The sequence below is a fragment of the Streptomyces sp. P3 genome (assembly GCF_003032475.1).
Taxonomy (GTDB): domain Bacteria; phylum Actinomycetota; class Actinomycetes; order Streptomycetales; family Streptomycetaceae; genus Streptomyces.
In genome coordinates this window covers 17,776-31,489 of record NZ_CP028369.1, presented here as the reverse complement: position 1 = coordinate 31,489, position 13,714 = coordinate 17,776, and the positions used below count along the sequence as shown (strand labels likewise).

Here is a 13,714-nt window from a genome sequence, read left to right as displayed (position 1 = left end):
GCCCGTCGTGACCGCCCCCCTCAGACACGACAGACACGACACCCCTCAGACCCGACTACCAGGGAGGTTCCATGGCCGAGACCACTGACCACGCGGACGCCGTCGACACCGAGGAGATCCGGCAGTGGCTGCGCGGCTGCGTGGCCGCGAGCGTCCGGATCCCCACCGAGAACATCGACTTCGAGGTTCCGCTGTCCGAGTACGGCCTCGACTCGGTGTACGTGCTCAGCCTGTGCGCCGACATCGAAGACCGCTACGGCATCGAGGTGGAGCCCACCCTGCTCTGGGACCACCCCGCCATCGGCCCGCTCGCGGACGCCCTCACGCCGCTGATCGCCGGCGGCAGGGCGTAGGTCGTTGGAGCACAACGCACGAAGGGCCGCCGGTTTTCCCCGGCGGCCCTTCGTGCGTCGCGTCACCCGTGGCCCGTGCCCCGTGTCAGGCCGCGGTCAGTCCGACCGGGAGGCGTTCGGGGCCGTTGACGACGATCGAGTCGAGCAGTTTGGGCTCGCCGGCGAGCTCCACCCGCACCGACCGGTCCAGCAACTCGCCGTAGAGCAGTCGTAGTTCGACCTTGGCCAGCATGCTGCCGAGGCAGAAGTGCTCGCCGAACCCCAGGGCCAGGTGCCGGTTGGGCTTGCGGGTGACGGTGAAGGTGTCGGGGTCGTCGAAGACGGTCTCGTCGCGGTTGGCCGACGGCAGCCAGAAGACAACTGGGTCGCCCGCCTCGATCTTCTTGCCGTGGATCTCGGTGGTCCGGGTGGCGGTCCGCATGATGTGGGTGGCGGTCGACGTCCAGCGCAGCACCTCCTCGACCGCGGACGGCAGCAGCTCCCGGTCCTCGGCCACCTGCCGCCACTGCTCGGGGTGTTCGAGGAAGGCGAGCATGCCTCCGGCGGCGGCGATCCGGGTGTTCTCGGTGCCGCCGACCAGCAGGTTGTCGCAGTTGAGGATGACGTCCTCCGCACCGAGCCGCTCGCCGTCGAGGGTGGCCGTCGCCAGCACGCTCACCAAGTCGTCCGCCGGCCGCCGCGCCTTCTCCGCCTGGAGCGACTCGAAATACCCGAGGATGTTCAGGTGGGCGAACCGGCGTTCGAGCGGGTCGCCGGCCGCGAAGGCCTGGCTGGTCAGCTCGTACAGGTACTCCCAGTCGGACTCCGGCACCCCCATCATCTTGCAGATCACGTAGAGCGGGACCCGCGCGGCGACGTCCGCCACGAAGTCACAGGTGCCCTGCTGCAGCGCCTTGTCGACGATCCCCTTGGTGATTCCCGCCATCTCCGCCTCGAGTTGGCGAACGGAGCGTACCGAGAACCACTCGTCCACCAGGCCGCGCAGCTGGCGATGGCGCGGCGCGTCGGTCAGGGCCAGGGTGCGGCCGCCGCCCGGGTCGACGCCGTGGTCGGCCGGCCGGAGCAGGATCCCCCGGGCCGAGCTGAATGTCTCCGCATCACGATAGGCGGTGCGCACGTCCTCGTAGCGGGTCAGTGCCCAGAAGCCGGGAAGCTCCGTGGCCGGGTGCCAGTACACCGGATCGTTGGCCCGCAGCCAGCGCCACTGCACAAAAGGATCGCCGTGCGAGTACAGTCCGGGATCCACCAAATTGATCGGCGGGGCCGATTCGGCCGGCGCATTGTGCATGGGAATGCCTCACAGGATCGTCGGAATTCGAGACCGAAATATCATGCACGTGGCCGGGGTGTTGACGAAATGCCGTCCGGAACCCCGGGGTCGGACGTGGTCACCGATGTGAAGCGCCATTCCGTACGACTGTCAACCGCGTTCGGGCAGCACGTCCGAACGGTGTTCAACCGGCGCGGCGGCACAGTTGAACGGCCTGTCCCGGACCTGCCAGGTCGCAGGCGCGGCAAGGCCGTTCGAGCGGCCGCAGCTCATTGATCGCATCAGCGTCCCTGAGCCATAGTGGATCACGTCCCGGGCGGTGGAGAGTGCGTGCCGGGGGAAACGTGTTCGGCGTCGAGGGCGCCTTTTGTGGCAAGGGGCCGCATTTTGCGATTCCATCGGGACGCCAATTATTCAGTTCCGGCTGGCCCACCTCATGACTGCATCGCAGGGTGTCGGTCGAACCTGCGCGCTTAGAGGTTCCTGCTGTCGCCTGCCGGCCGATGAGTCGAACCGAATGGAGTGCGCGGGAATGGCTACGTCTGAGGGTGGACTCCGGGAGTTGATGGCCGGCCAGCTCGCGATCTGGTATGGCCATCAACTCGCGCCCGAGAACCCGTACTTCAACGGTGGCGAATACCTGGAGCTCCACGGAGACGTGGAACTCGGCCTCCTGGTGCGGGCTTCACGACGCCTGATGGAGGAGGCCGACGCCGTTCGGCTGCGGATCCGCGAGGTCGACGGGCAACCGCTGCAGTACTTCCACGACGTGGCGGACTACCCGGTGGACGTCATCGACGTCAGCGGCGACGCCGACCCGCGTGCGGCCGCCGAGCGTCTGATGTGGGAGGACATCCGGCAGGAGCGAGGGGCTGCCGACCGCGCCCTCTACGGCATCAAGATCTTCACGGCCGGCCCCCGCCTCACCCTGTGGTACCAGCGCGCCTATCACGTCATCCTGGACGGCCGCAGCATCGGCCTGATCGTCGGCAGGCTCTCGCAGATCTACAACGCGCTGCTGCAGGGCGACTCGGTGGACGAGACCGCCCTCCCGTCCAGCACCGTGCTGATGGAGGCGGAACGCGACTACCGGGCCTCCGCAGACTACGAGGCGGACCGGGAGTACTGGAGAGGCGTCCTGGCCGGGATGCCGGTGGCCGAGGACCTCGGCGGGAGCCACGCGAGGCGGGTCCAGGGAACCCCCGTCCGGTCCTTGGAGGACGTCGACGACTCGGTCGCCGCGAACCTGAAATCGACCGCCCGCCGACTGGGTACCAACTTCGCCGGCCTGATGATCAGCGCCGCGGTGCTCTACCAGCACTACCGCACCGGGCAGCGCGACGTGGTCGTAGGCGTGCCGGTGAGCGGGCGCTTGGGGACGCGGGACCTCGCGGTTCCGCTCATGACCCACAACGTCCTCCCGATCCGGGTGGAGATCTCCCCGGACACCACGGTCGGGGACCTCGTGCGGCGCACGACCCGCGCGGTGTTCCAGGGCCTGCGCCACCAGCGCTTCCGCTACGAGGAGATGCTCCACGACGCGGCGCTCGGCGAGGGCGACCTGTGGGACCTGACGATCAACGTGATGTCCTTCGACATCTACTCGCTGCCGTTCGGCGACTGCACCATCACCGCGCACAATCTGGCCAGCGGGCCGGTCGACGGCACCCGGATCGACGTCTACGACCGGTCCGGCATGGAGATCGCCGTCGACGTCAACGGCGACGCGCCCGGCCTCACGCCGGGCGACGAGGTCTGCCGCCGATTCCTCGCCCTGGCGAACTGGCTCGCCTCCGTCGAGGCCGACGAACGGGTCAGTCGATCCGGCCTTCTGGACGCGGACGAGCGTCGTCGGGTGCTGGTGGAGTGGAACGACACGGCGGTGGAGGTCGAGCCGTCGACGCTTCCGGGGTTGTTCGAGGCGCAGGTGGCGCTCACGCCTGATGCGGTGGCGGTGGTGTTCGAGGGTGTGGAGGTGTCGTTCGCGGAGCTGGATGCGCGGGCGAACCGGTTGGCGCGGTTGCTGGCCGGCCGCGGTGTCGGCCCGGAGTCGGTGGTGGGGGTGTGCCTGGAGCGCGGGGTTGGGCTGGTGGTGGCGTTGTTGGCGGTGGTGAAGGCGGGTGCGGCGTATCTGCCGTTGGATCCGGAGTATCCGGCTGAGCGGGTTGCCGTGGTGCTGGAGGATGCGGTGCCGGCTGCGGTGGTGACGGCGCGGGCCTTCACCGAGGTGATCCCGGCTGGTGCACCGGTGGTGGTGCTGGATGCGCCGGCCGTCGTCGAGGAGTTGGCGGGTCTGCCGGGCACGGCGCTGGGTACGGCTGTGCTGCCGGGGCATCCGGCGTATGTCATCTTCACGTCGGGTTCGACGGGGCGTCCGAAGGGCGTTGTGGTGGCGCATGAGGGCATCGTGAACCGGCTGGGGTGGATGCAGTCCCGCTACCAAATCGGTGTGGGGGACCGGGTGGTGCAGAAGACGCCGTTCGGGTTCGACGTGTCGGTGTGGGAGTTCTTCTGGCCGTTGTCGGTGGGTGCGTGCCTGGTGGTGGCGCGTGCGGGTGGGCACCGGGATCCGGAGTATCTGGCCTCGCTGATCGTTGATCAGGGGGTGACGACGGCGCATTTCGTGCCGTCGATGCTGGAGGCGTTCCTGTCGGAGCCGTCCGCGGTGCGGTGTGTGAGCCTGCGTCGGGTGGTGTGCTCGGGTGAGGCGCTGTCGCCGGTGGTGGCAGATCGCTTCTTCGAGGTGTTCGGCGGGGTGGAGCTGCACAACCTGTACGGGCCGACGGAGGCCTCGGTCGATGTCACCGCCTGGCAGTGCGAGCGGGGCAGTGGAAGCGGTGTGGTGCCGATCGGTGGGCCGGTGGCCAACACCCGCCTGTATGTGCTGGACGAGTACCTGCAGCCGGTCGCTCCCGGTGCCGCTGGCGAGCTGTATCTCGCCGGCGTGCAGCTCGCGCGCGGCTACGCCAACCGGGCCGCGCTCACCGCGGAACGTTTCGTTGCCTCGCCGTACGGCACCGGGGAGCGGATGTATCGCACCGGTGACGTGGCCCGTTGGACCGCTGATGGTGTGGTGGAGTACCTGGGCCGTGCGGACGAGCAGGTGAAGATCCGTGGCTTCCGTATCGAGCCGGGGGAGGTCCAGGCTGTTGTGGCGGCGCATGGGCGGGTCGCGCAGGCGGCTGTCGTCGCGCGTGAGGATGTGCCGGGTGACAGGCGTCTGGTGGCGTATGTCGTCCCGGACGGCGGTAATGCTTCCGGACTGTCCGAAGACGTACGGCAGTTCGTGGTGTCCCGGCTGCCGGAGTACATGGTGCCCTCGGCCGTCGTCGTCGTGGATGGGCTGCCGTTGTCGGTGAACGGCAAGCTGGACCGCAAGGCCCTGCCCGCCCCCGAGTATTGCACCGGCTCGGGTCGTGCTCCGGCGAGTGTGCGTGAGGAGGTGGTCTGCGCGGCGTTCGCCGAGGTGCTGGGTCTGGAGAGCGTCGGTGTGGACGACGACTTCTTCCGTCTCGGCGGCCAGTCGCTGATGGCGATCCGCCTGGTGGGGACGCTCCGCAAGCTCGGCGTGTCCGTATCGGTACGGGCGTTCTTCGAAACACCGACGCCGGCCGGTCTCGCCCGGTCCGTGGGTGCCGCGGAGGTCGCCGTGCCGGCGAACCTGATCCCCGCCGACGCGATCGCGATCACGCCGGAGATGCTTCCGCTGGTCGAGTTGACCGCTGAGGAGATCGCGCGGGTCGTCGCCACGGTGGAGGGCGGCGCAGCCAACATCGCGGACGTCTATCCGCTTGCCCCGCTCCAGGAGGGTCTGCTCTTCCACCACCTCCTCGATGACGGCGACGACGACACCTATCTGGCCTCCTTCGTGCTGGAGTTGGACTCCAAGGAGCGGCTCGACGTCTTCGCCGACGCGCTGCAGCAGGTGCTGGACCGGCACGACATCTTCCGCACGGCGATCGTCTGGGAGGGGCTGCCCGAGCCGGTCCAGGTGGTGTGGCGGCGCGCCGAGCTGCCGGTGACCGAGGTGGCCCTCGACCCGCAGGCCGCCGACCCGGTTGCCGAGCTGGCCGCGACGGTCGGCCGTACGGTGGACCTCACCCGGGCCCCGATGCTCGGGCTCCACGTGGCCGAGACCGCGGACGGCCGCCGCCTCGCCCTGCTGCGGCTGCACCACATGGTGCAGGACCACACCACGGTCGAGGTGCTGCTCGCCGAGATCCAGGCCGTCATGCAGGGGCGCGACACCGAGCTGCCGCAGCCGCTGCCGTTCCGCGACATCGTGGTTCGGGCTCGGGCGGGGCTCGACGGCGAAGCGCACGAACGCTTCTTCGCCGAGCTGCTGGGCGACGTCACCGAACCGACAGCGCCGTTCGGGCTGCTGGAGACGCGTGCGTCCGGGATTCAGACGGTCGAGACCGAGGCGCGGATCGCCCCCGATCTGGAGCACAAGCTCCGCGAGGTCTCCCGGAAGGTCGGCGCCAGCCCTGCGACGCTGATGCATGTCGCCTGGGCTCGGGTCCTCGCTGTGGTGAGCGGCCACGACGACGTGGTGTTCGGCACGGTCCTGTTCGGCCGGATGAACGCCGACGCCGAGGCGGACCGGCAGCTCGGCCCCTTCATGAACCTGCTGCCCGTGCGCGTGAAGACCGGAGACCTGGGTGTGCTGGCCGCCGTCGGCGCGGTGCGAAGCCAGCTCGCCGCACTGCTCGAACACGAGCACGCACCGCTCGCCGTGGCGCAGAACGTTAGCGGCGTGGAGGGCGAGAGCCCTCTGTTCACCTCCATGTTCAACTTCCGGCACAACGACCGTTCCGTCCGTAAGAGTGGCACCCTCTTCGACGGCGTCGAGCTCCGCCACTACCGGGAGTACACCAACTACCCGCTCGCGGTGAACGTCGACGACGACGCCGACGCGATGCGGGTGAGCGTCGACGTGCTGCCCTCCGTGGACCCGCGGCTCGTCATCTCGCTGCTGTGTACGGCGACGTGGAACCTGCTGGTCGCGTTGGAGGTGGCGCTGGAGGGTGGTCCGGAGGTCGCGCTGGGTGCGGTTGAGGTGCTGGACGCGGACGAGCGTCGTCGGGTGCTGGTGGAGTGGAACGACACGGCGGTGGGGGTCGAAGGGGGCACGCTTCCGGGGTTGTTCGAGGCGCAGGTGGCGCTCACGCCTGATGCGGTGGCGGTGGTGTTCGAGGGTGTGGAGGTGTCGTTCGCGGAGCTGGATGCGCGGGCGAACCGTTTGGCGCGGTTGTTGGTGGGGCGGGGTGTGACTGTCGGCTCTGTGGTGGGGGTGTGCCTGGAGCGCGGTGTTGAGTTGGTGGTGGCGTTGTTGGCGGTGGTGAAGGCGGGTGCGGCGTATCTGCCGTTGGATCCGGAGTATCCGGCGGAGCGGGTTGCCGTGGTGCTGGAGGATGCGGTGCCGGCTGCGGTGGTGACGGCGCGGGCTTTCGCGGAGGTGATCCCGGCTGTTGTGCCGGTGGTGGTGGTGGATGGGTTCGCCGTTGTTGAGGAGTTGGCGGGTCTTGAGGGTGGCGCGTTGGGTGTGGTGGTGGGGCCGCTGGATGCCGCGTATGTGATCTTCACGTCGGGTTCGACGGGGCGTCCTAAGGGCGTTGTGGTGGCGCATGAGGGCATCGTGAACCGGCTGGGGTGGATGCAGTCCCGCTACCAAATCGGTGTGGGGGACCGGGTGGTGCAGAAGACGCCGTTCGGGTTCGACGTGTCGGTGTGGGAGTTCTTCTGGCCGTTGCTGGAGGGTGCGTGCCTGGTGGTGGCGCGTGCGGGTGGGCACCGGGATCCGGAGTATCTGGCCTCGCTGATCGTTGATCAGGGGGTGACGACGGCGCATTTCGTGCCGTCGATGCTGGAGGCGTTCCTGTCGGAGCCGTCCGCGGCGCGGTGTGTGAGCCTGCGTCGGGTGGTGTGCTCGGGTGAGGCATTGCCGCTGCACACGCAGCAGCGGTTCTTCGAGGTGTTCGGCGGGGTGGAGCTGCACAATCTGTACGGGCCGACGGAGGCTTCGGTCGATGTCACCGCCTGGCAGTGCGAGCGCGGGCAGAGCACGGGTGTGGTGCCGATCGGCGCGCCGGTCGCGAACACCCGCGTGTACGTCCTGGATGCCGGGCTGAACCCGGTTCCGGTGGGTGCGGCGGGTGAGCTCTATCTGGCGGGTGTGCAGTTGGCGCGTGGTTATGCGGGCCGTGCTGCCCTGACGGGGGAGCGGTTCGTCGCGAACCCGTTCGAGCCGGGCGCGCGGATGTATCGCACCGGTGATATCGCGCGCTGGACCGCGGACGGTCAGCTGGAGTACCTGGGCCGGGCGGACGAGCAGGTCAAGATCCGTGGTTTGCGGATCGAGCCGGGCGAGGTGCAGTCCGTGATCGCCGGGCATCCCCTGGTGGCGCAGGCCGCGGTGATCGCTCGCGAGGATGTGCCGGGTGAGTTGCGTCTGGTGGCCTACGTCGTCCCGGACGCCGACACGGCGGCTGAACTGCCCGAAGCAGTACGGGAGTTCGCGGCGCATCGGCTGCCCGAGTACATGTTGCCCTCGGCCGTCGTCGTCCTGGACGAGCTGCCGTTGAGCGTCAACGGCAAGCTCGACCGCAAGGCCCTGCCCGCCCCCGCGTACACCACCGGCACCGGCACCGGCCGAGGCCCGGCGAACGCCCGTGAGGAGATCGTCTGCGCCGCCTTCGCCGACATCCTCGGTCTGCAGAGCGTCGGCGTCGACGACAACTTCTTCCGGCTCGGCGGCCACTCCCTGCTGGGTATCCGCCTCGTCGAGCAGCTCCGCCTGCGGGGCGTCGCGGTGTCCGTGCGCACGCTGTTCCAGGCCCCGACGCCGGCCGGTCTGGCCGCCTCCACCGGTGTCGTCCAGGTGGAGGTGCCGGCGAACCTCATCCCCGCAGACGCGCGGGAGATCACCCCGGAGATGCTCCCGCTCGTCGACCTGACCACCGACGAGACCGAGCGGATCGTGGCCACCGTCGAGGGGGGCGCCGCGAACATCGCGGACGTCTATCCTCTGGCCCCGCTCCAGGAGGGCCTGCTCTTCCACCACCTCCTCGCCGAGGGCGGCGAGGACGCCTATGTGCTGCGGGCGGCGCTGGAGTTCGACACCCGGGAGCGTCTGGACGCGTTCGTCGAGGCGCTGCAACTGGTCGTGGACCGGCACGACATCTTCCGTACGTCCTTCGTCTGGGAGGGCCTGCGCGAGCCCGTGCAGGTGGTGTGGCGCCGCGCCGTCCTGCCGGTGGCCGAGGTGACCCTCGGCCCGGACACCACCGATCCGGCTGCCGAGTTGCAGGCGATCGTCGGCTCCTCGATGAACCTGGGCCACGCACCGCTCCTGCGGGTGGACTACGCGGCGCTGCCGGGCGGGGGCTGGATGGCGCTGACCCGGATGCACCACACGGTGCGCGACCACACCGCGCTGGAGGTCGTGCTCAGCGAGGTCCGGACGATCGTGGCCGGGCGGGCCGCGGACCTGCCCGCGCCGATGCCGTTCCGCAACTTCGTCGCACAGTCCCGCCGTGGAGTGCCGCTCGCAGAACACGAGCGGTACTTCGCCGGTCTGCTCGCCGACGTGGACGAGCCGACCGCGGCGTACGGGGTGCTGAACGTGCGCGGCGACGGCGCGGACACCGTGCACGGGGTGACCGCCTTCAGCGAGGAGCTGAACACCCGTCTGCGGGACATCGCGCGCCGCCTGGGCACCAGCCCGGCGACGCTGCTGCATGTGGCGTGGGCCCGGGTGCTGGCCGCGGTCAGCGGCCGCGACGACGTGGTCTTCGGCACCGTGCTGTACGGCCGGATGAACTCCGGGGCCGGCGCCGACCGGGTGCCCGGACCGTTCATGAACACGCTGCCCGTCCGCGCCCTGACGGACCGCCACGGTGTGCTCGCCGCCGTCACCGCGATGCGCGACCAACTGGCCGAGCTGCTGGAGCACGAGCACGCGCCGCTGGTGGCGGCACAGCGGGCCAGCCGCATCGTCGGCGACGCTCCGCTGTTCACCTCGTTCATCAACTACCGGCGCAACGAGGCGCAGAGCCCCGAGGAGCGCGCGGGCGAGGTGATGGAGGGCACCCGCCTGCTGCTGTCGCGAGAGCGCACCAACTACCCGCTGGTCATCCTGGTCGACGACAACGGCGACGGGATCGAGGTCGCCGTCGACGCCGTGGGCTCGATCGACTCGGCCGAGGTGGGCACGCTGGTGTGCACCACGACCGAGAACCTGGTCGGCGCACTGGAGAAGGCGCTGGACGGTGGCCCGGAGCTGCCGCTGAACGAGGTCCGGGTGCTGGGCGAGGCCGAGCGCGCACGCCTGCTCACGGAGTGGAACGACACGGCGGACGAAGTGCCGGCCGGCACCGTCGTGAACCGCTTCGAGGCCCAGGCGGCACGCACCCCCGACGCGGTGGCGATCGTCGCCGACGGCGAGCGGGTGACGTACGCCGAGCTGGACGCCCGGGCGAACCGGCTCGCGCACTACCTGGTCGGCCAGGGCGTCGGCGCCGAGTCCGCGGTGGGCCTGGCGCTGCCGCGCGGCGTCGAGATGATCACCGCGATGCTGGCGGTCTGGAAGGCCGGCGCCGGCTATCTGCCGATCGACCCCGAGCAGCCGGCCGACCGGGTGGCGTTCATGCTCAGCGACTGCCAGGTGGCCCTGGTGCTCACCACCGAGGAGTTCCTGGACGAGCTGCCGGCCGGCCGGATCCGCGCGGTGACGCTGGACGGCACGCTGACGGCGATGCAGCTGGCCGCGGCCCCCTCTACCGCGCCGGAGACGGCGGTGGACCCGGGCTGCCTGGCCTACGTGATCTACACCTCCGGCTCGACCGGCCGCCCGAAGGGTGTGGCGGTCACCCACGGGGCGCTGGCCAACTACGTCGCCACGGTTCCGCCCCGGATCGGGTACACCGGGCCGGGCGCCCGGCACGCCCTGCTCCAGGCGCAGGTCACCGACCTCGGCAACACGGTGTTGTTCGCGAGCCTGGTGACCGGCGGGGAGCTGCACATCCTGGAGGAGGGCGCGGTCACCGACCCGGCCGTGGTCTCCGGCTACCTGGCCGAGCACCGCATCGACCACCTGAAGGTCGTACCCTCGCACCTCGCGGCGCTGAGCGCGGTGGCCGGCCTGGAGCAGGTTCTTCCGGCGCGGTCGCTGGTCCTCGGCGGCGAGGCAGCCGCCCCGGACTGGGTGCGGCGGCTGGTGGCCGCGGCCGACGGGTGCGCGGTCCACAACCACTACGGCCCGACCGAGACCACCATCGGCGTGGCCACCACCCGGCTGACCGCCGAACTGGTCGCCGACGGAGTGGTCCCGATCGGCAGGCCGGTCGGCAACACCCGGTTCTACCTGCTGGACGCCCGCCTGCAGCCGGTGCCGGTGGGCGTGGCGGGCGAGCTGTACGTCGCGGGCGCCCAGCTGGCGCGCGGCTACGTCAGGCGTCCGGGCCTCACGGCGGAGCGGTTCGTAGCCAACCCGTTCGAGCCGGGCCTGCGGATGTACCGCACCGGTGACCGCGCACAGTGGACCATGGACGGCCAGGTGGTCTTCCTCGGCCGGGCCGACGAGCAGGTGAAGATCCGCGGCTACCGGATCGAGCCCGGCGAGGTGCAGGCGGCGCTGGCCGCGCACCGGCAGGTCGCCCAGGCGGCGGTCGTCGCGCGTCAGGACACCCCGGGCGAAACCCGCCTGGTCGCCTACGTGGTGCCCGGCGATGGCGTGGACGGCGAGAGCCTGCCCGCGCAGCTGCGGCAGTTCGCCGCCGAGAAGCTGCCGGAGCACCTGGTGCCGTCCGCCGTGGTGGTGCTGGACGCGCTGCCGCTGGCCGCCAACGGCAAGCTGGACCGCAAGGCGCTCCCGGCCCCGGACATCGCGGGCCGGGCCGGCACCGGCAGGGGGCCGGCCGACGCCCGCGAGGAGCTTGTCTGCGCGGCCTTCGCCGAGGTGCTGGGCCTGGAACGGGTCGGCGTGGACGACGACTTCTTCGAACTGGGCGGGCACTCCCTGGTGGCCGTCCGGCTGGTGGAGACCCTCCGCGCGCAGGGCGTCTCGATCTCCGTCCGCACCCTGTTCGACACCCCCTCCCCGGCGGGGGTGGCGGCCTCCGTGGGCGCCGAGCGGATCACCGCGCCCGCCAACCTGATCCCCGCGGGCGCGCGGGAGATCACCCCGGACATGCTCTCCATGGTGGACCTGACGGAGCAGGAGGTCGCCGCCGTGGTCGCGGCCGTCCCCGGCGGCGCGGCGAACGTCGCGGACGTCTACCCGCTGGCCCCGCTCCAGGAAGGCCTGCTCTTCCACCACGTGCTCGCGGACGGCGGCGACGACGCCTACGTGATGCCCGCGGTGCTGGAGTTCGACTCCCGGGCCCGCCTGGACGCCTTCGCCCGGGCCATGGACCAGGTGGTGAACCGGCACGACATCTACCGCACCGCCTACGTCTGGGAAGGACTGCGCGAGCCGGTGCAGGTGGTGCTGCGGCATGCTCCGCTGTCGGTGACCGAGGTCGTGCTGGACCCACAGGCCGCCGACCCCGTGGCCGAACTCGTCGCCCACGGCGGCCACTCGATGGACCTGGCCGACCCCCCGCTGATCACCCTGCACATCGCGGCCGCGCCCGGAGGCGGCAGGTGGCTGGCGCTGGTCCGGGCCCACCACATGGTGCGCGACCACACCGCGCTGGTGGTGTTGCTGACCGAGGTCAAGGCATTCCTGACCGGCCGCAGCGCCGAACTCCCCGCACCGCTGCCGTTCCGCGACTTCGTCGCCCAGGCCCGCGGCGGCGTGGCGCGGGAGGAACACGAGCGGTACTTCGCGGCCCTGCTGGGCGACGTCGAGGAGCCGACCGCGCCGTTCGGCCTCGTCGACGTGCGCGGTGACGGCGCCGCCCTGGTCCGCAACCGGGTCGCGCCCGCCCCCGAGGTGGACGCCCGGCTGCGCGAGGTGGCCCGACGCCTGGGCACCAGCCCGGCGACCCTGCTCCACGTGGTCTGGGGCCGGGTCCTCGCGGCCGTCTCGAACCAGCCGACCGTGGTCTTCGGCACGGTCCTGTCCGGCCGGATGAACGCCGCCGCCGGCGCCGACCGGATCCCCGGCCCGTTCATCAACACCCTGCCGGTACGCATGCCGGGGCGACGCCTCGGCGTGGTGGCGGCCGTCGCCGCGATGCGCAGCCAGCTCGCCGAGCTGCTGGAGCACGAGCACGCCCCGCTGGTGCTCGCCCAGCGCGCCGGCGGCGTGGCCGGCGGCAGTCCGCTGTTCACCTCGTTCATCAACTACCGGCGCAACGCCGGCCAGAACCTGGACGAGCGCTGGGACGGCGAACTCGACGGCAGCCGCCTGGTGTTCGCGAACGAGCGCACCAACTTCCCGCTGGCGCTGATGGTCGACGACAACGGCGAGGACATCGCCCTGTCCGTGGACTCGGTGGCACCGGCCGACGGCGCCGCGGTGGGCGAGCTGGCCCGCAACGCGATGGCGAACCTGGTGTCGGCGCTGGAGACGGCCCTGGACGGCGGCCCGGAGCTGCCGCTGGACGCGGTGGCGGTGCTGGACGAGGACGAACTGCACCGCATGCTCGACGAGTGGAACAGCACCGGCCGTGGAGTGGCCGCGGCGACGCTGCCGGAGCTGTTCGCGGCACAGGCCGCCGCGACTCCCGACGCGACTGCGGTGGTCGCGGACGGCGTGAGCCTGTCGTACGCCGAGTTGGACGCGCGGGCCAACCGGCTGGCGCGGCTGCTGCTCGGCCGCGGCGTGGCCCCGGAGTCGGTGGTGGCGGTGGCCCTGGAGCGGGGCATCGACCTGGTGGTCGCCCTGCTCGCGGTGGTGAAGGCCGGTGGCGCCTATCTGCCGCTGGACCTCTCGTACCCGGCGGAGCGCATCACCCACATGCTGGCCGATTCCGCGCCGACCCTGCTGCTGACCGACGGCCGCGGCACCCTGGCCGCCGCCGGCCTGGCCCGCGTGGTGCTGGGCGAAGAGGAGACGGCACGCGAGCTGGCGGGCTTCTACGAGGGCCCGCTGCGGCCGGCGGAGCTGCGCGCACCGCTGGGTGCGGACAACGCGGCCTATGTC

General features: G+C 71.0%; 3 protein-coding genes (1 of these 3 cut by a window edge). 2 read left to right on the top strand and 1 reads right to left on the bottom strand.

Annotation, left to right across the window (positions count from 1 at the left end; all coding sequences use genetic code 11):
- The first annotated feature begins 71 nt into the window (after positions 1 to 71).
- Positions 72 to 353 carry an acyl carrier protein gene (locus tag C6376_RS00025; protein WP_107441507.1) on the top strand — a complete coding sequence of 94 codons (282 nt, stop codon included), beginning with the start codon at positions 72 to 74 and terminating at the stop codon, positions 351 to 353.
- Between the two features lie 85 nt (positions 354 to 438).
- Here C6376_RS00025 and C6376_RS00020 read toward each other — a convergent pair whose 3' ends face one another.
- A complete protein-coding gene (locus C6376_RS00020; protein ID WP_254075793.1) occupies positions 439 to 1,599 on the bottom strand; it encodes a cytochrome P450 in 1,161 nt (386 codons plus the stop codon).
- Between the two features lie 556 nt (positions 1,600 to 2,155).
- On the opposite strand from C6376_RS00020, the gene C6376_RS00015 reads away from it, so the two are divergent.
- A protein-coding gene (locus C6376_RS00015; protein WP_159083128.1) for a non-ribosomal peptide synthetase crosses the window boundary here: on the top strand, positions 2,156 to 13,714 show its 5' portion. The gene runs 1,347 nt beyond the window's last position; the window shows 11,559 of its 12,906 coding nt (coding positions 1-11,559); it begins with the start codon at positions 2,156 to 2,158; the stop codon falls past the right edge of the window.

What these genes read in the sequence shown, in the direction of transcription:
- C6376_RS00025 (WP_107441507.1), top strand. Translation starts at nt 72, where the DNA reads ATGGCCGAGACCACTGACCACGCGGACGCCGTCGACACCGAGGAGATC.